General features: G+C 65.0%; 17 protein-coding genes. 5 read left to right on the plus strand and 12 right to left on the minus strand.

The features are described 5' to 3' along the window. Positions 1 to 5 precede the first annotated feature (5 nt). A complete protein-coding gene (locus tag ACVWW6_RS34995) occupies positions 6 to 923 on the minus strand; it encodes a LysR family transcriptional regulator (protein ID WP_456682292.1) in 918 nt (305 codons plus the stop codon). A gap of 123 nt (positions 924 to 1,046) precedes the next feature. Here ACVWW6_RS34995 and ACVWW6_RS35000 point away from each other — a divergent pair, with 123 nt between their 5' ends. The 3 genes from ACVWW6_RS35000 (at position 1,047) to ACVWW6_RS35010 (ending at position 3,047) form a co-directional block, all read left to right on the plus strand. Next, on the plus strand, positions 1,047 to 2,129 hold the full coding sequence (locus ACVWW6_RS35000) for an LLM class flavin-dependent oxidoreductase (protein WP_456682293.1): 1,083 nt from the start codon (positions 1,047 to 1,049) through the stop codon (positions 2,127 to 2,129). A 55-nt stretch (positions 2,130 to 2,184) separates the two neighbouring features. Further along, positions 2,185 to 2,679, plus strand: a complete 495-nt coding sequence (locus tag ACVWW6_RS35005) for a flavin reductase family protein (protein WP_456682294.1) — start codon at positions 2,185 to 2,187, stop codon at positions 2,677 to 2,679. A gap of 68 nt (positions 2,680 to 2,747) precedes the next feature. Then, positions 2,748 to 3,047: a hypothetical protein gene (locus ACVWW6_RS35010; protein ID WP_456682295.1), complete on the plus strand. Its 300-nt coding sequence runs from the start codon at positions 2,748 to 2,750 to the stop codon at positions 3,045 to 3,047. Between the two features lie 11 nt (positions 3,048 to 3,058). Here ACVWW6_RS35010 and ACVWW6_RS35015 read toward each other — a convergent pair whose 3' ends face one another. From ACVWW6_RS35015 to ACVWW6_RS35025, 3 genes are read right to left on the minus strand one after another with little or no spacing between them, the layout of a single operon-like run. Then, the gene (locus tag ACVWW6_RS35015) at positions 3,059 to 3,499 is read right to left on the minus strand and encodes a RidA family protein (RefSeq protein ID WP_456682296.1); all 441 of its coding nucleotides are present in this window, start codon (positions 3,497 to 3,499) and stop codon (positions 3,059 to 3,061) included. Positions 3,500 to 3,517: 18 nt separating this feature from the next. Next, on the minus strand, positions 3,518 to 4,696 hold the full coding sequence (locus ACVWW6_RS35020; RefSeq protein ID WP_456682297.1) for an acyl-CoA dehydrogenase family protein: 1,179 nt from the start codon (positions 4,694 to 4,696) through the stop codon (positions 3,518 to 3,520). Positions 4,697 to 4,712: 16 nt separating this feature from the next. Continuing rightward, entirely contained in the window at positions 4,713 to 7,031 is a 2,319-nt protein-coding gene (locus ACVWW6_RS35025; protein ID WP_456682298.1) for a bifunctional salicylyl-CoA 5-hydroxylase/oxidoreductase, read from the minus strand. Between the two features lie 291 nt (positions 7,032 to 7,322). On the opposite strand from ACVWW6_RS35025, the gene ACVWW6_RS35030 reads away from it, so the two are divergent. Then, positions 7,323 to 7,829 carry a MarR family winged helix-turn-helix transcriptional regulator gene (locus ACVWW6_RS35030; RefSeq protein WP_011086218.1) on the plus strand — a complete coding sequence of 169 codons (507 nt, stop codon included), beginning with the start codon at positions 7,323 to 7,325 and terminating at the stop codon, positions 7,827 to 7,829. Between the two features lie 13 nt (positions 7,830 to 7,842). On the opposite strand, the gene ACVWW6_RS35035 is transcribed toward ACVWW6_RS35030, so the two are convergent. The 8 genes from ACVWW6_RS35035 to ACVWW6_RS35070 are packed head-to-tail and all read right to left on the minus strand — an operon-like array spanning position 7,843 to position 15,233. Beyond that, positions 7,843 to 8,199, minus strand: coding sequence for an AMP-binding enzyme (locus ACVWW6_RS35035; RefSeq protein WP_456682299.1), 357 nt, complete (start codon positions 8,197 to 8,199; stop codon positions 7,843 to 7,845). Between the two features lie 25 nt (positions 8,200 to 8,224). Next, the gene (locus tag ACVWW6_RS35040; RefSeq protein ID WP_456682300.1) at positions 8,225 to 9,508 is read right to left on the minus strand and encodes an AMP-binding protein; all 1,284 of its coding nucleotides are present in this window, start codon (positions 9,506 to 9,508) and stop codon (positions 8,225 to 8,227) included. A 9-nt stretch (positions 9,509 to 9,517) separates the two neighbouring features. Then, positions 9,518 to 10,675 carry an ABC transporter substrate-binding protein gene (locus ACVWW6_RS35045; protein ID WP_028171993.1) on the minus strand — a complete coding sequence of 386 codons (1,158 nt, stop codon included), beginning with the start codon at positions 10,673 to 10,675 and terminating at the stop codon, positions 9,518 to 9,520. 57 nt (positions 10,676 to 10,732) lie between these two features. Continuing rightward, a complete protein-coding gene (locus ACVWW6_RS35050; RefSeq protein ID WP_161535548.1) occupies positions 10,733 to 11,515 on the minus strand; it encodes a cyclase family protein in 783 nt (260 codons plus the stop codon). Between the two features lie 34 nt (positions 11,516 to 11,549). Continuing rightward, positions 11,550 to 12,791: an SDR family NAD(P)-dependent oxidoreductase gene (locus ACVWW6_RS35055; protein ID WP_456682301.1), complete on the minus strand. Its 1,242-nt coding sequence runs from the start codon at positions 12,789 to 12,791 to the stop codon at positions 11,550 to 11,552. Beyond that, a complete protein-coding gene (locus ACVWW6_RS35060; RefSeq protein ID WP_456682302.1) occupies positions 12,788 to 13,966 on the minus strand; it encodes a thiolase family protein in 1,179 nt (392 codons plus the stop codon). The genes ACVWW6_RS35055 and ACVWW6_RS35060 overlap by 4 nt, the downstream gene beginning before the upstream one ends. A gap of 25 nt (positions 13,967 to 13,991) precedes the next feature. After that, positions 13,992 to 14,420 carry an organic hydroperoxide resistance protein gene (locus ACVWW6_RS35065; protein WP_456682303.1) on the minus strand — a complete coding sequence of 143 codons (429 nt, stop codon included), beginning with the start codon at positions 14,418 to 14,420 and terminating at the stop codon, positions 13,992 to 13,994. 21 nt (positions 14,421 to 14,441) lie between these two features. Continuing rightward, entirely contained in the window at positions 14,442 to 15,233 is a 792-nt protein-coding gene (locus ACVWW6_RS35070; RefSeq protein WP_456682304.1) for an aspartate/glutamate racemase family protein, read from the minus strand. 631 nt (positions 15,234 to 15,864) lie between these two features. On the opposite strand from ACVWW6_RS35070, the gene ACVWW6_RS35075 reads away from it, so the two are divergent. Further along, the gene (locus ACVWW6_RS35075) at positions 15,865 to 17,013 is read left to right on the plus strand and encodes an ABC transporter substrate-binding protein (RefSeq protein ID WP_060911386.1); all 1,149 of its coding nucleotides are present in this window, start codon (positions 15,865 to 15,867) and stop codon (positions 17,011 to 17,013) included. The last annotated feature ends 1 nt before the right edge of the window (position 17,014 follow it).

Below are 17,014 nucleotides of genomic sequence, written 5' to 3' on the forward strand. Positions count from 1 at the left end.
CTCCGCTACTGCGCCGATCTCTTGACCTGCCTTGGCACGTTCTCGGCCATGTAGTCCACGAAGACCCTGATCTTCTCCGGCAGATAGCTGCTCTGGAGGAAGGTGGCGTAGATTCCTTCGTCGAAGGTGGAGTTCGTCACCCGGAAGCCCGGCAACAGGCGGACCAGGCGCCCGCTCTTCAGCTGTTCCGCCACGGTATAGTCGTCCAACAGGGCGATGCCGTGGCCGGCAACGGCGAGATCGCACAGCACCACACCATTGTTGCTGCCGAAGGACGACGGCACGACAATCTCGCGCAGCCTGTTCCTGCGCATGAACTTCCAGACGACGTCATCAGGGCCCATCCAGTAGGTCAGGCAATTGTGGCGGGTGATGTCCTCCGGCTCACGCAATTTCGGCATCCGGCCGACGTAGTTCGGCGAGGCCACGAGAATCCGCTCGCTCCGCAGCAGCCTTCGCTGCATGAGGCCTGGATCTTTCGCCGCCTGGATCTGGAAATCGACGTCGAATTCATCTTCGCGAAGCTGGGGACGGCGCTCCGACAGGCGCAGCTCCACCTTCAGTTCCGGATAGAGCTTCTGAAAGCCCGGGATCAGCGGCGAGAGCACCCTGATGCCGAACAGCGTCCGCGAGTGCACCCGTAGCGTTCCGCGCGGCGCGGTCTGCAACGAAAGCGCTGCGGCTTCGGCATCCTCGATACCGTGCAGGACCTGCTCGGTCCGCTGGAAGAAGATCTTGCCGGCGTCGGTCAATCCGAGATGGCGCGTGCTGCGGTTCAGGAGCTGCACGCCGAGCTGCGCCTCGAGCTCGCCGATGTAGCGCGACACGGACGCCGGGGAGAGCCCGACACGGCGCCCGGCCGCGGAAAAGCTGCCCTCACGGACGGCACTGACGAACAATTCCATGGCCTGGAGGCGATTCATCGATCTTTTCAGATTCTGCAAAGGACATGCTCAGAATACGTCAATTGTTCGAAAACGCTCAAGCCCGTAGCTTGCTGAGAACGGATCGCAAGAGCGACCACGATCAGGTGGAGGAAGCAACTGATGGAATTCGGCGTATTCATTCTGGCGCAGCAGCGCGGCTATCATCAGAGCTCGCAGCAGGTCATCAACAACGCCGTCGAGCAGACCGTAGCCGCCGAGCAGGCCGGCTTCGATACGGCCTGGTATGCCGAGCACCATTTCAACAATTACAGCCTCTGCCCTTCGCCGCTGATGATGGTCGCGCACTGCGCCGGCCTGACCAAGCGCATCCGGCTCGGCACCGCCGTCTGCGTGTTGCCGCTGTATCACCCGGCGCGGCTGCTCGGCGAAATCGGCTTTGCCGACACGGTCTCGAACGGGCGTCTCGATCTCGGCATCGGCTCGGGCTACCAGAAGTTCGAGTTCGACCGCTTTGGCGTGGACCTCGAACATTCGCACTCGCTGTTCGCGGAATTCTACGACGTGCTCCACGCGGGCATGCAGCAGCGCATCTTCTCCTATTCCGGCGAGCACCTGAAGATGCCGCCGACCGCCATCGCGGTGCGCACGGTGCAGAAGCCGATGCCACCGATCTGGGTCACGTCCGGCCACGGCGAGACGCTCGGCCGCGCCATTCGCGACAACCACAATCTGTTCGTCACTGCGCTGCTGAACGGCCTCGATGCCATCAAGGCCCTGCGCGAACGCCTCGAGGGGATCGCCGCCAACGAAGGCCGCTCCATCGACGACACGCGCTTCGGCTTCCTGCGCTGCGCCTATGCAAGCGACAATGACAGCGAGATCCAGTCGTACCTGGACAATGCGCGCTTCCAGCGCCGGCTCTCCGAAAGCCTGAAGTTCCGACGCGCCCAGAGCGACGACGGCTATCTGATCAAGGAAGAGGCCGGGCCGAACGACATGAGCCTGGAGACGATGCGGGACAACCTGCCCGTCGGCAGCGTCAACCAGGTGATCGACCGCATGCTGGAAGAGATCAGCATTCTCAGACCGACCCACATCGCGCTTCAGACCCAGCTCGGCGATTTCGACCAGCGCACGATGCTGCGCCAGATCGAGCTATGGGGCAGCAGGATCATTCCCGCGATCCGGAAAGAGCTGAAATCCGGCCGTGGCACGGTCGCAGGCGAAGCCGTTTCGGCGTAACGCAACCGGCGAGAAGCGAGCCCGGAGGTATGTCATGGGATGTCAGATGTCTCAAATGACCGATTTCCGCTCAGTCGAAGCCGCGGAGTTTCGGCTGGCCATGCGTAACCTCGCGAGCGGCGTCGCAATCGTGGCGACGGGAACAGAGACGGCGCGGCGCGGGCTGACGGTCAGCTCCGTGACCTCGCTGTGCATGGACCCGCCCTGCCTGCTCGTCGGCGTCAATTCGAGCTCCGAAACGCACGCCGCCATCCTCGCCAACGGCCGCTTCGGGATCAGTCTCCTCGGCAGCGGGCAGGAAGATCTGGCGCTGCGTTTCGCCGGTGGCGCCAAGGGCATCGACCGCTTCGCGACGGCGCCGTGGGAGCAAGGAGTGCTTGACGTGCCATTGCTCGAGCCGGCGATCGGCGCGCTGGAATGCGTGCTGCACCATCACCAGATGGTCGGCACGCACGGCCTGTTCATCGGCAGGATCGTCGCCACCCGCGGCGGGAACGGCGATCCCTTGGTCAATTTTCAGGGCGCGCTGCGCGCGTTGCCGCAGGGCTAAATGGACTTCAGCCCTGCCGCGGCCGGTACCACCGCGTCCCGGCGCGCCAGCATCAAAGGAGCGGCACCGTGATCATCGAATGCTTCGCCGGCGGCAGCGTCCGACTGGCCGAACCGCTCGACTTCCGCAAGTTCAAGCTGGTGTTGCATGCCGGCGCATCGCCGGAAGCGCTGGCCCGGACCGGGATCACGCTTCTTGATGATCGCGATGCGCTCGTCTCAATTGACCTGGTCCCTACCCTCGGGGGCCGCCCCGACGATGCAAGCTGGGATCGGCAATATGCCGAGATGGTGGCCAAGGCCCGCGAGCATGGCTGGATCGATATCCCGCGAAATGCGATCCGGGCCCACGTCGAACCAGCCCTGTAGGCCGCAATCCTTCAGCGCGGAACGACAGCCGTCGCTTCAATCTCGACGCGCGCTGCCGGCTCGACAAGACGCACGACCTGAACGAGCGCCATGCTCGGATAGTGGGTGCCGATCACTTCGCGATAGGCTTTGCCGAGCGCCTTGAGATTGGAGACGTATTCGTCCATGTCCACGACATACCAGGTCAGACGAACCAGATGATCCGGCCTCGCGCCGCCTTCGGCCAGGATCGCGACGATGTTTTCGAGCGCCTGGCGGACCTGCGCAACAAATCCTTCGCCAAACCGGCCTGAAACGTCCCAGCCGACGACGCCGCCGGTCACGACGAGGCGCCCATCGGCCATCATGCCGTTCGCATATCCCTTTGGCTGCGGCCAGCCACCGGGCTGGAGCACCTGCAAACCGTTCGCCATGTCTGGCATTGCCGCGCCCCGCTGTCTCGTCACACTCATCGGTTTCTCTCTATCGTCTCAGCGCGATTTCAGTAAATCGCGCGCCACAATCAGTTTCTGGACCTCGGTCGCGCCCTCGTAGATGCGCAACGCCCGGATTTCGCGGTAGAGGCTTTCGACGACCTCACCCTTGCGCACGCCGCGTCCGCCGAACATCTGGACCGCGCGGTCGATGACGCGCTGTGCGGTCTCGGTCGCCGTCAGCTTCGCCATGGCCGCTTCGCGCGTCGTCGGAAGCTTCTGGACATCGCGGCGCCAGGCTGCGCGATAGGTCAGGAGCGCGGCAGCGTCGGTGTCGGTTGCCATGTCGCCGAGCGCGGCCTGGGTCAATTGGAGATCTCCCAGCGTCGCGCCGAACATGCGTCGGCTGCGCGCGTGCGACAGCGCCTCGTCGAGCGCCCGCCGGGCGAAGCCGAGGGCAGCGGCCGCGACCGACGCGCGAAAAATGTCCAGCGTCTGCATCGCCAGCTTGAACCCGCCGCCCGGCGCGCCGAGGCGACGGCGCGCCGGGATCCGGCAATTGGCAAAGCGCAACGTCGCCAGCGGATGCGGCGCGATGACGTCGATGCGGTCGGCGATACCGAAACCAGGATCATCGGGAAAGACGACGAAAGCCGAGATGCCGCGGGCGCCCGGCGCCTCGCCCGTTCGGGCGAACAGCGTGTAGACGTCGGCAATGCCGCCGTTGGAGATCCAGGTCTTCTCGCCGTCGATGACGTAGTCGTCGCCGTCGGCGCGCGCCGCGCAGGACATCGCCGCGACATCCGATCCCGCCTCCTTCTCGGACAGCGCGAAGGCCGCAAGCCATTCGCCGGAGCGAACCTTCGGCAGCACGGCCTTGCGCAGCTCGGCCGAACCGCCGAGCGCGATCGCACCGGAGCCGAGCCCCTGCATGGCGAAGGCGAAATCGGCAAGGCCGTCGGCATAGGCGAGCGACTCGCGCGACAGGCAGATCGAGCGGGAATCGATCGTCGTCGCATCGCCGTCGGGCGCCGCGACCGCGCAATCGAGCAGGCCCGCCTCGCCCATCGCGCGCACGAGCTTGCGGCAGGCGCCATCGACATCGCGATGATCGATTGTCTCGAGCGCCCCCGACTGCACGAAGCGGTCGAGCCGCTCGCCGATCGTGTGATGGCGCGGTTCGAAGAACGGCCAGTCCAGCCAGTCGCGCTTGATGACCTTTGCCACGGCGCTCATCTGATCCCTCCTCCGCTCACTGCGCGCTAGCTGCCGCGGCGCGCGCCAGATTGCTTTCGTATTGCCCCTTGGCGGACAGATACTGCTTCGGCCAATTGACCGACGTGATGCCGATGCGCGCGGCTTCGTGCAGCGTCCAGGCCGGGTCGGCCAGATGCGGCCGCGCAATGGCGCAGAGGTCGGCGCGGCCGGCCGCGAGGATCGAGTTGGCGTGATCGGCCTCGGAGATCGCGCCGACTGCAATGGTCTCGATGCCGACTTCGTTGCGGATCAGGTCGGCGAACGGCGTCTGGAACAGGCGTCCATAGATCGGCCGCTCCTCCTTCCAGACCTGCCCCGACGAACAATCGATCACGTCCGCCCCCGCCTCCTTGAACATCGCGGCGAAGATCGCCGCATCGGCCGGAGTGTTGCCGCCTTCGGTCCAGTCATGGCAGGACAGGCGCACCGACATGGGCCGATCGGACGGCCACGCCGCGCGCATCGCCTTGAACACCTCGAGCGGAAAGCGCGCACGGTTCTCGTGGCTGCCGCCGTATTCATCCATGCGCCGGTTGGTCAGCGGCGACAGGAAGCTCGACAGCAGATAGCCGTGGGCGCAATGGAGCTCGAGCCACTCGACGCCGGCCGACGCCGCACGATGTGTCGCCGCGACGAAATCGTCGCGCACGCGGTCCATGTCGCTGCGGTCCATAGCGCGCGGCAACTGGCTGTGGGGCAGATACGGCAACGCCGACGCGGAGATCAGAGGCCATTCACCGGATTCAAGGGGTTGATCGATCCCTTCCCATGGCACTCTGGTCGCGCCCTTGCGCCCGGCATGGCCGAGCTGGATTCCGACCTTGGCGTGTCCCAGGCTGTGGATCAGGCCAACCAGTCGGCGCCACTGCGCCTCTTGCGCATCGTTCCAGAGCCCGAGGCAGCCCGGCGTGATCCGCGCATCCGGCGAAACGCAGGTCATCTCGGCAAAGATCAGCGCAGCGCCACCCATGGCGCGCGCGCCGAGATGGGCGATGTGGAAGTCGTTGATGAGCCCGTCCTCAGCCGAATACATCGCCATTGGCGACACCATGATGCGGTTCGCGAGCGAAAGGCCGCGCACGCGGTGCGGCGTCAGCATCGGCGGCAGCACCCGCTCGCCGTCCTTGACGGCGATGCCCGAGCGCGCGGCGAACCAGCGCTCAAAACCTTCCAGCCAGGTGCGGTCGCGCAAACGAAGGTTTTCGTGGCTGATGCGCTGGGAGCGCGTCAGCATCGAATAGAAGAATTGCGGCGGCTCGAGCGTATCGGCATAGCGCCGGCCGACCACCTCAAACCATTCCATGGCGTTGCGCGCCGCGTTCTGGATGCGCGCCACGTCGACGCGGCGCACCTCCTCATACGCTTCCAGCACGGCTTCGATGCCGGCGCGGCCGTGACCGTGGCGATCGAACTGATTGGCGAGCTCGATGGCGTCGTCGAGCGCGAGCTTGGTGCCCGACCCGATCGCGAAATGCGCGGTGTGCGCGGCGTCTCCCATCAGCACGACATGAGACTTGCCGTTGAACACGCTCCATTTGCCGCAGATCAGGCGGCTGAAATTGAGCCAGGCCGAGCCGCGCAGATGGCGGGCGTTGGTCAGGAGCTTCGCGCCATCGAGCGTCTCGGCGAAGATCTTTTCGCAGAAATCGATCGAGGCCTGCTGATCGAGCTCGCCAAGCCCGTGGGCATTGTAGGCTTCTTCCGTGGTCTCGACGATGAAGGTCGAGGTCTCCGCGTCAAACTTGTAGATGTGCGCCTGGAACCAGCCGTGCTCGGTCCTCTGAAAATCGAACGTGAAGGCGTCGAACGCCTTCTTGGTGCCGAGCCAGATGTAGCGGTTCGGCCGGATCACCATGTCGGGCTGGAATTGCTCGGCATAGCGCGCGCGGATTCTGGAATTGACGCCGTCGCAGGCGACGATCAGGTCGGCCTCGGGAAATTCGAGATCGGACTCGACGTCGCGCTCGAAGACGAGCTCGACACCCAGCGCCTCGCAGCGCCTCTGAAGAATATTGAGCAGATGCTTGCGCCCGATGCCGATGAAGCCATGGCCGGTCGTGCGCTGGCGCGTGCCCTTGAAGACGAGCTCGATATCGTCCCAGTGATTGAAGGCGTCCTCGATCTCGGTCGCGCTCTCGGGGTCGGCAAGGCGCATCGCGGTCATCATGGCATCGGAGAACACGACTCCCCAGCCGAACGTATCGTAGGGCTTGTTGCGCTCGACGACCGTGATGACGTGCTCCGGATGCCGGCGCTTCATCAGCAGGCCCAGATAGAGACCCGCCGGGCCGCCGCCGATACAGACTATGCGCATGATCCCTCGCTTTCGCGCGCCGCGCCGTGTGCCTGAGCTCTCGCTCGAATTATTTTAAGCATAAAGTATTTTGTCGACATGGGCCTTGTCAAGGTGGGTTCTGCAAGGAGCCTGGGCGACGCGCCCGGCGCCACCGCGCCGATCTTGAGAAACAATGCAAAGTGGACACGGCAGAGCCGAGTCCGAGGCACCCGGGCTCAGCCTTGAATTTACTTTTGGCACGAACTATCTTGCGGGCATCCACGAGAGCTGCACCAGCTTTCATCAGGCCACCAAGCCCGGGAGATTCGATTGGCGCTCGCGAAGGAGTCCACGCCTGTTTCAGCCAGGAATGGAGCGGATCAGGAGGCCGAGTACAGGGCTCAAACGCGAGTCTGGCTCCGGCTGCTCGCCTGCACGACCCTGATCGAGGGGGAGCTGCGGCGCCGGTTCCGTGAAGAGTTCGATTTTACCATGCCCCGCTTCGATGTTCTCGCCCAGCTCGACCGCGAGCCGAGCGGACTCGTGCTGGGAGAGCTGCCCAAGCGCCTGATGGTCTCGGCCGGGAACCTCACGCCGATCGTGGACCGCCTGGTCGCGGATGGATACATCACCCGCACGGCGTCGAACCTCGACCGCCGCGTGCAGATCGTCTGTATGACGGTCGAAGGCCGCAAGACCTTCAGGCGAATGGCCAAGAGCCACGGCGCATGGCTCGCCGAGCTGCTGGCGGATTTCCCGGCGGACCGGTTCGACGGATTGATCGGCGAGCTCGACGACCTCAAGGGCGCCGTCAGGGACGCGCTGCAAAAACCCTGAGCGGACGCGACGGTCAGCGTCGCAATCTTACTCCGGCCGCCTCGCGATCCCACGTATCCGCGGTGACGCCGGCGTCACGCAGCACGCCCTTCTTGATCTTGCCGTTCTCCGTCAGCGGCATCTGGCTCAGAATGCGCACATAGCGCGGGATGGCGAAATAGGCGATCTGCCCTTCGCAATGCCCGACGATGTCGACGGGCTCCAGCGATTGGCCCGGCTCCAGCAGGATCGCAGCCGCAACCTCGTCCTCTCCCAATTCCGACGGCAGCGGGTAGATCGCGCAAGCGGCGACCGCGGGATGGGACTGGATGGTCTGCTCGACCTCCCACGAAGATACGTTCTCGCCACGCCTGCGGATCGAATCCTTCATGCGGTCAATGAAGCGATAGTGTCCGTCAGCATCCCGGACGACCCGATCGCCCGAGTGAAACCACAGATTTCGCCACGCCTCGACCGTTTTTCTCCGGCATGCCGAAATAGCCGGTGGCGAAAGCAAAGGGCTCTTTTGCGCGAAGCAGCAGCTCCCCGGCCTGTCCGTCAGCAAGCGCTGAATCATTTTCGTCGACGATCCGCGCCTCGATCCCGTTGGCGAGATAGCCCATCGTCCCTGGACGATCGGATGGGATCGTTCCTGCAAACACGAAATTGGTCTCGGTCGAGCCATAGCCGTCGACCAGCGGCACGCCAAATCGCTCGAGGAACGGCGCGTGGATTTGCGGCGGCACGCCGCCGCCAAGCGCAACGCGAAGACGATGCGCCGAATCGTTCGGATTCTTCGGCTGCGCCAGAAGCATCGACGCCATCGCACCGAGCAGATAGCCGACCGTCGCATTGTGCCGTTGCGCGGCGGCCCAGAAGCCGGAGGCGGAGAACTTCGGCTCCAGCACGTAGGTGCATCCGTTCAGGAGCGCCTGGTAGAACGCATTCAGCGCGTTGGTGTGAAACAAGGGCAGCGTCGTGAACAGCACATCGCCCTCGCGAACGCCAAGCGCCCGCGCCGAATAGATGCCCCACCAGAACAGTTGCGCCTGCGGGCAGCACACACCCTTTGCAGGCCCCGTCGTGCCCGATGTGTAGAGGATCGCAACGGTGTCGCCGGGGCGCACGGCGCCCGCCGGGGCCGCGGCTCCGAGAGCCGGCAATGGCAACGCGGAAAGCCCGGCATCGACCGCCCCGCTGGCAGCTCCGACGATCCAGGTCCGAGGCGGCAGCTCGACACCTGCCTCGACACTCTCGATCGCGGCAACGAACTGAGCCTCGACGACAAGGAGCGCGGGACGCGAGTTGCGGAAGATGTGGGAGAGCTGGAAGCCGCGGAGCGCTGTATTGATCGGGACCGCGATGGCCCCGAGCCACGCACAGCCAAGGTAGACCTGTAAAAATTCCGGACGGTTCGAACACATCAGCGCGACCCGATCGCCCGGCTTGATCCCCGCATCGACGAGCGCCTGGGCCGCCGCGGCCGCGATCGCCGCGGTCTGCGCAAAGGTCCAGCGCGTCTCGCCCGCGACCAGCAGGACGCGATCGCCATAGCGTTCCGCCTGCCGCGTGAGGATGGTGGAAAGGATCCGCTCCGACGGTGGAAACGACGTCACCGCGCGCGCCCAGGCCGGCGTCGCGTTCTCCCGTCCGGCCGCTGCGCCGGCGTTCGCCGGCCCCTCGTTTTCCGCCACGATCATGCGTCCGCCTCAGGGCAACAGCTTGTATTTGCCGTCCTCGATCTGGACCAGGATGCGCGAGCGATCGTCGACGCCATGCCGATCAGCCGGCGTGTAGGTGTAGACGCCCTGCGTCCCCACGACCTCCTTGGTCGTGAACAGCGCCTGACGAAGCGCGGTCCGAAATTCCGGCGAGCCGGGCTTGGCGCCGGTTGCCATCGCACGCTTGGCGGCATCGGCGAACACCAGCCAGCCGTCGAAGGAATAGGACGAGAATGAATCCGTCGGCGCCTCGCCGTTGGCCTTCTCGAAGGCCGCACGGAAATCCAGCGCAACCTTCTGAATCGGATTGCTGGCAGGAAGCTGCTCCGCCGCGGTCACCGGTCCGGTCGGACAGATGATGCCGTTGGCGGCCTTGCCGGCAAGACGGAGGAAATCGGCACTGATCATGCCGTGATTGCCGTAGAGCGGCCCCTTGTAGCCGCGCTCGGACAGCGCGATGACCGGCAGCGCACCGGGCGTTCCCGTTCCACCCAGCATGATCGCATCGGGACGCGCGGCGATCGCGCGCAGCACCTGGGCCGTGACCGAAGAGTCCGAACGCGCGTAGCGCTCATTGGCGATCACCTTGATGTCCGCCGACTTGGCGGCCTGCACCAGGGAATCGTAGAAGAGGTCACCTAACGCGTCGGAGAAGCCGATGAAGGCGACGCTCTTCAATCCCTTCGCCTTCATGTTGTCGACGATGCCCTGCAACAGCAGCGGCGTCGGTTGCGGCGTCTGCACGACCCAGGGACCGCCCTCGCCCGGCGGCACCGGCGCGATCGGGGACACCGCGATCATCGGAATCTTCATCTCGATAGCCGCAGTCGCCATTGCGAGCGTCTGGGGCGCACCGGACGTGCCAATGAGGACATCGACTTTTTCCTGCTCGACGAGTTTGCGGGCATTGCGCGCCGACGACGTCGGATCGGAGCCGTCATCGAGCTGGATGACCCGAATCTTCTCGCCGCCGATCTCGCCGATATAGGCCTGGCCCGCCGCGATCCCCTTCGCGTTCGGAATCCCAATCGACGACACCGGCCCGCTGAGACCGGTGACGAAGCCGACGAGAATATCGGCTTGCGCAATGTGCGGGACGGCAAGAAGCAACGCAGTGGAGGCCAGCAGACTCTTGATCAAGTTCATGGCACCTGTCCTTCGTGAGAATGTCTTGTTCCGATTGGCAAGCGCCATGGATTCAGTTCAGGTTGACGAAACCAGCGCGATGACGCGAAGCGGACTGCCGGAGCCATTCTGGATCTTCAGCGGCGAGGCGACGATGACAGCCCCGGTGGCGGGAAGCTGATCCAGGTTGCACAGGCATTGCAGGCCGTAGCGACCCGCGCCGTGCAGGAAGTGATGCGCCGGATAAGGCGGCTCGAAATGGCCGGCCTGCCCTGCATCCGTGCCGATGGTCTCGGTGCCAAATCCGATGACGCCGCGCTCCTCCACCAGCCACTTCATGACATCAGGGTTCGGGCCCGGCGTGTGCGCGCCGTCATCCCTGAGATTGGAATAGTCGCGCCAGCCCTTCTTCGACCAGTCGGTCCGCAGCAGCGCCCAGTTCCGCTCGGGGATCCGGCCGTGCTTGGCTTCCCAGGCTTCCACGAGCGGGACGGTCAGCAGGAAATCGGGATCCTGCGCCGCCTGCGCGGAGCAGTCGATGACGCAGGCCGGCGCGATCATGTCCTTGGCCGGCATCGTGTCGACGGCATTGTTCGGCAGGCTCTTGCCGGTGAACCAGTGAATCGGCGCGTCGAAATGCGTGCCGGTGTGCTCGCCGAACGTGACATTGTTCCAATACCAGGCCGGGCCGCGACCGTCGTATCGCGAGATTTCCTGGATGCGGACCGGCGCCGCCTGGCCGAACTCCGGCGGCAGCACGATGACCGGAAAGTCCGGACTGAGCGTGAAAGTCAGATCGACGACGCGCACCGCGCCGGAAGAAATCGCACCCGCCAGCTCCAGGAGATTGTTGCTTTGCATCGTCACGTCCTCCGGCTTGGTTGAAATCTCGATGTCACCTGTCGAGCTCGCGCTCGAGCGCTTTCGGATTGGCCGCGAGACGTTGCCGTATCTCTTCGGCGACATCTCCGACATACATCTCCTCGAGCCCGCCTCTCAGCCCCGATACGATCGCCTGCGCGATGGCGCGCGGCGCGACCTTCGGCGGCGGCACGGTCTGAAACCATTCGGTGTCGACAGGCCCGGTGAACAGATTCATCACCTTGACGCCGCCGGGCCTGAGCTCGGCACGAAGGCAGTGCGAGAGCGACAGGCACGCCGCTTGCGAGGCAGAGTAGGCGCCAAAGGCAGGCCAGTTCGCCAGCGCATAGACCGAGAGAATGTTGACCCACGCGGCGCTGTTATTGATGCCATCGGCTCCCCGCATCCGCATGCCGGGGCCAAAGGCCTGCGCGAGGTTGATGAAGCCGAGATAGGCCTGGTCGATCTCGTCCCGTGCGATGCTCGTGCCCCTGCGGTCGAGCAGGCCGCCCGGCCGCACATATTCCGTCGTGTTGACGAGGATATCGACCTTGCCGCCGATGTCGGCGGCGAGATCAGCTGCGGATTTCTCGTCGGCCGCATCAAGGGTCACGATTTCGATCCCGTCCTGACCGCGCAGCAGATTCTCGCCGGCGAAAGGCCGCCATGGTTCGGCAACACCGACGAAGACCGTCTTGGCGCCTGCCGCCTTCAATGCGGCGACGGCTTCCTGGCCGATCACGCTGCGGCCGTTGGTCACGAGCACGCGCCGGAATTTCGGATCGGCCGTCATTTCCCGCCACTGCTTGTCGTCTGCCATGTTGGGAGTCTCCCCCTCGGGATGGGCAAAAGCCACCGCCTGGCCGCTCTTGTCGAGTTGAAACGACATGCGGACGGGCGCGCCCTCCGCGGCGTCGGCATGGAGATGTGCGACGATCGTCGGACCGCAGTCCATCTTGACGAGGCCGATGCGCCAGGGCGCCCGTTCGCGGAAATAGACGTCGCTCGGCACGCGTGCCGTCGTTTCCGCGAGAAGGACGCCTCGTCGTGGCGCATCGGCGAACGCGAGGTTGGCCGACAGGCAAGACGGACAAGCCTCCCGCGCGGGATAGGCGAAGGCACCGCAGGCATCACACTGCTGCAGCATGAAGCGGCCTTCGGCGGCTGCCCGCGTGAACCCATGCGACGTCCTGCTGCGCGGTCGCGGTGGCGAAGCAGGCAGCCGCGTCCGCAGCAGCGGGTTCTTGCGCCGGGGCGGATTGATCGGCTCTATCATCGCGACGGCCCTGCAAAGATCGCGGCGCCCGAGGCGAGACCGCGGTCGTAATTGATCATACCGAACCCCGAGGCCAAGGCGAGGTTCGCATTCCTGACCTGGGTGGAGCCTGCAGTCCCCAGAACCTGCCGCAGCCCTTCGACGAGGCCGAGATAGGCGCCGGCCGCGCCGGCCTGCCCGGCCGAGAGTTGTCCGCCCGAGGTGTTGTGCGGAAAGTCGCCATCGATGGTGAGATCGTGCTGGCGCACGAACTCGGCCCCCTCCCCCTTCTTGCAGAAGCCGAGATCCTCGAACTGCATCATCGTGATGACGGGATAGTCGTCATAGGTCTGCACGACATCGAGATCATCAGGCTTCACGCCGGCCATCGCATAGAGTTCGCCGATATCCATCGCCCAGCCGCCACGCACCTGCATCGGATCGTCGGCGAAGGCATTGTGCCGCTCGATCGTCGACAGCAGTCGCGCCGCAGGCAGCCCCAGCGACGCCGCAGTATCTTCGCGCATGACGAGGAACGCTTCCGCGCCGGCGCAGGGCATCACGCAGTCGAACAGATGGATGGGATCGGAGATCGGTCGGGCCGCGAGATACTGTTCGAGCGTCAACGGTGCCTTCATCAACGCGTGCGGGTTGCGCAGCGCATTGGCGCGCTGGGCGACCGCGATCCTGCCGACATCCTCCCGCGTGACGCCGAAGGTGCGCATATAGTTGCGCGCGATCAGCGCGAAGCTCGCATTGGCGCCGCCCGCGCCATAGGGATAGACGGCATCCTGGTTGAAGCGCGAGAAGTTCTCGAGCGTCAGCCGGAAGGAATCGACGTGGTTGGTGTCACCCGCCACGCACGCCACGATGTCGGCGTCATGAGCCTGAACCGCACGCGCCGCCTTTCGCAATCCTGCGACGGCGCTGGCGCCGCCGAGCGGGATCGTATCCAGCCATCGCACGCAAAGCCCGAAATGCTGCGTCAATCCGATCCCGCTGTCAGTCCCCATGGTGAAGCTGGAGACGCACAGACCGTCGATGTCGGAGGCTTTGATGCCGGCCTGCGCGACGAGCGCGCTGAGCGCACGGCCGATCCACCACTGCGCGCTTTCGATGGAGTAGCGCACATAGGGAATCGTGACGGGAGCCGCAATCACGACGCCGCCGTACGGTGTGCGTAAGGAATTGGTCACCGAGCGCCCGCCTCGTTCATCCGCCTCAGACCACCGTCAGTTTCACGGCAATATTGCCGCGGGTTGCGTTCGAATAGGGGCAACGCTCGTGCGCGCCGGCGACGACCTCTTCGGCCACAGATTTCTCGACACCCGGCAGGTTGACTTTCAGTTCAACGGCGAGCGCATATCCGACGGGGACCGGCCCCATTGCAACCTTCGCGGTCACCGAGGGCTCGGCGGATGGCGCGACCTTGCGGGTGCGCGCGACCAGCTCGACCGCACCGAGAAAGCACGCGGCATAGCCGGCCGCAAAGAGCTGCTCGGGATTGGTGCCCTCGCCGCCGGGGCCGCCCAGCGATTTCGGCACGGACAGCAAGACCGACAGCCGATCGTCAGTGCTGGCGGCCTTGCCATCCCGACCTCCGGTCGCCGTCACCTCGGTCTCGTACAGGATCTTTTCGGGAGTCATCATGGCTGGTTCTCCAAGGCTGGTTCACCGGGACTGGCCGCTGTTGCGGGCGAGAAGTGCGCGAAAATCGTCGCGCGCCTGTGCGCTGGCCCGCTTGAAGCTCGGCCCGCGGCTGGGCTCGGTGCCATTGAGCTTCCGGAGCTGCACCCACATCTCCGCACTCTTCAGGGCCACGGCCGCGCAGTTGACCACGGGCGCGTGGCCGACCTTCAGGCCATGCTCCCTGCCGATCAGGAGGCCCGGCAGCACACCGGCGGGGATCACGACGTCGGCGCCGCGCTCGACCAGCGGACGTGCGCAGGCGACAAAATCCTCGATCATGCGGGCTTGCGCGGCCTGATCTCCGGCGAACGCATCGGCGAAATCCGCCGGCTTGCAGCCAAGGCCCGTCACGTGGACCACGCGATCGCCGAGGCCGTAGCGCTCGGCCTGCTCGTAATGCCAGACCTCGAAGACAGGATCGAGCGTCACAAGGCCTAATCGCCGGCCGAGCTGCGAGGCCGCCAGCAACGTCGCCTCGCCGGTCCCGATCACGGGAATGTCGAGCGTCGAGCGCAGCTCGTAGAGACCCGGATCCTGGAAGTGCCCCATGACGAAGGCGTCGAACCCGCCCTCCTCGGCCGCGATGCCGTTGTCGATCGCCTGGACGGCACAGCGCAATTCCGCAAGCCGCCCGAACTCGCGGTCCGGCGGCGTAATGCCCTCGACATGAACTGTCGTGCCGGATGCGGCGATGTTGTTGAGGTACTCCGACAGCCGCGCCATGTAGGGCGCGTTCACGCTCGCATCAACGAAGCTCTGCCAGAAGATGCGCATCGTCCTTCTCCTCAAGCGGTGATCGGAGGATCGGTCGTCGGCTGCCGATGAATATATTTCAATCATAAACTAATTCGCGCGTCAAATGCACGCCGCGGCGCCGGCGACGGCCACCGCTACGGCAAGGCAGGCACGGCCTTTTCGTCCAATCGAATGGCAAAGAAGCGCCGCGCTCTGGCGAAATTGTATGCAACGACATTTTTTTCTGACAGCACCGTGACACGTGTTGACGGCCCTACCGATAATACTTTAGGCTTTAAGTAATTCCTCGCCGGTCAAGGACCGGTGGCCATGACAATGATGTTGCAGGGCACCGATTTTGAGAGACTCGATCGTGTGGACAGTCGCCGTGCTCGAACAGCCGGCAGCAGCAGCACCGCCGGTCGCGCATCGCGGCAGGGCCAACGACCTTTCATTGCTTCAGAAAAAGCCCGCCCGCATTCGCCGATGGGCTCGTTGTTCGAACGGCAACCAGGGCCATGGCTGCTGACGCCCGCCCGAGCAAACTCTCTTCGGCCGCGCCCGGAATTTGGCGCTGCAGCAATGCTTTCAATCGGTTCGTTCGTCGTTCGGGCTCCCCGCGCGGCGGCATCAAGGCATTCCTATCCAGCATCAACGGAGGAGAACGCAAATGCGCAAGACTCTGAGCCTACTTGCACTTGTCGCCGGCGTCTTCGCAGCCCCGGCTGCGCAGGCCGACATCACGATCGGCTTCGTCACCTCGCTCAGCGGCAACGGCTCGTCGATCGGAATCCCCTATGGGCGGGGCATCAACGCCGCCTATGAATACAAGAAGACCATCAACGGCGAGACCATTCGCCTGATCCAGCTCGACGACGGCTCCGACCCGTCGGCCGCGACCCGCAATGCGCGCAAGCTGGTGGAGGAAGAGAAAGTCGACCTCCTGATCGGCACCGCGACGGCCCCCTCGACCATCGCCATGGCGGCCGTGGCGAGCGAGCTGAAGGTGCCGATGATCGCGGTCTCGCCGATCGCCAAATTGCCTGATACGCCGGAGCAGTGGGTGGTGTCGGTGCCGCAGCCGGCTTCACTCCTCGTCAAGATCGTCGCCGACCGCATGAAGCGCGACGGCATGAAGAACATCGGCTATATCGGCTTCTCCGACGCGTGGGGCGACCTCGTCTACAACGGCGCCAAGGCCGCCGAAGCCGCCGGCGACATCAAGGTCCAGACCAACGAGCGCTATGCCCGCACCGACACCTCGGTCACCGCGCAAACCCTGAAGGTGCTTGCGGCGCGGCCGGACGCCGTGCTGGACGGCGGCTCGGGCACCCAGGGCGCGCTGCCTCTGCTCAGCCTCGCCGAACGCGGCTTCAAGGGAAACACCTACGGTACCGTCGCGCTGGTCAATCCGGACTTCGTCAACGTCGGCGGCAAGGCGGCCGACGGCATTCAGGTCTCCGCGGGTCCCGTGATCGTCGCCGAGCAGCTTCCCGACGAGCACTTTGCCAAGAAGATCGCGCTGGATTTCCGCAGCGTCTACCAGAAGACCCATAACATCCCGACCACGGACGGCTTCTCCGCCTACTCCTTCGACGCCTGGCTGATCTTCGCCAACGCCGCCGAGCGCGCGCTCAAGACCGCCAAGCCCGGAACGGCGGAATTCCGCGCTGCGTTGCGGGACGCGATCCTCAGCACCAAGGAGCTGCCGGGCGTGCATGCCGTCTACAACTTCAAGCCCGGTGCGGTGACCGGCGTCGACGAACGCGCGCTCGTCGTGGTGCGGCTGACCGGCGGTGCCTGGAAGTACGCGCCGTAGT

The sequence above is a fragment of the Bradyrhizobium sp. USDA 3311 genome, assembly GCF_054062495.1.

Excerpts from the sequence above, each read along its gene's own strand:
- ACVWW6_RS34995 (WP_456682292.1), bottom strand. The coding sequence starts at position 923 with ATGAATCGCCTCCAGGCCATGGAATTGTTCGTCAGTGCCGTCCGTGAG.
- ACVWW6_RS35000 (WP_456682293.1), top strand. The coding sequence starts at position 1,047 with ATGGAATTCGGCGTATTCATTCTGGCGCAGCAGCGCGGCTATCATCAG.
- ACVWW6_RS35005 (WP_456682294.1), top strand. The coding sequence starts at position 2,185 with ATGACCGATTTCCGCTCAGTCGAAGCCGCGGAGTTTCGGCTGGCCATG.
- ACVWW6_RS35015 (WP_456682296.1), bottom strand. The coding sequence starts at position 3,499 with ATGAGTGTGACGAGACAGCGGGGCGCGGCAATGCCAGACATGGCGAAC.
- ACVWW6_RS35020 (WP_456682297.1), bottom strand. The coding sequence starts at position 4,696 with ATGAGCGCCGTGGCAAAGGTCATCAAGCGCGACTGGCTGGACTGGCCG.
- ACVWW6_RS35025 (WP_456682298.1), bottom strand. The coding sequence starts at position 7,031 with ATGCGCATAGTCTGTATCGGCGGCGGCCCGGCGGGTCTCTATCTGGGC.
- ACVWW6_RS35035 (WP_456682299.1), bottom strand. The coding sequence starts at position 8,199 with ATGAAGGATTCGATCCGCAGGCGTGGCGAGAACGTATCTTCGTGGGAG.
- ACVWW6_RS35040 (WP_456682300.1), bottom strand. The coding sequence starts at position 9,508 with ATGATCGTGGCGGAAAACGAGGGGCCGGCGAACGCCGGCGCAGCGGCC.
- ACVWW6_RS35045 (WP_028171993.1), bottom strand. The coding sequence starts at position 10,675 with ATGAACTTGATCAAGAGTCTGCTGGCCTCCACTGCGTTGCTTCTTGCC.
- ACVWW6_RS35050 (WP_161535548.1), bottom strand. The coding sequence starts at position 11,515 with ATGCAAAGCAACAATCTCCTGGAGCTGGCGGGTGCGATTTCTTCCGGC.
- ACVWW6_RS35055 (WP_456682301.1), bottom strand. The coding sequence starts at position 12,791 with ATGATAGAGCCGATCAATCCGCCCCGGCGCAAGAACCCGCTGCTGCGG.
- ACVWW6_RS35065 (WP_456682303.1), bottom strand. The coding sequence starts at position 14,420 with ATGATGACTCCCGAAAAGATCCTGTACGAGACCGAGGTGACGGCGACC.
- ACVWW6_RS35070 (WP_456682304.1), bottom strand. The coding sequence starts at position 15,233 with ATGCGCATCTTCTGGCAGAGCTTCGTTGATGCGAGCGTGAACGCGCCC.
- ACVWW6_RS35075 (WP_060911386.1), top strand. The coding sequence starts at position 15,865 with ATGCGCAAGACTCTGAGCCTACTTGCACTTGTCGCCGGCGTCTTCGCA.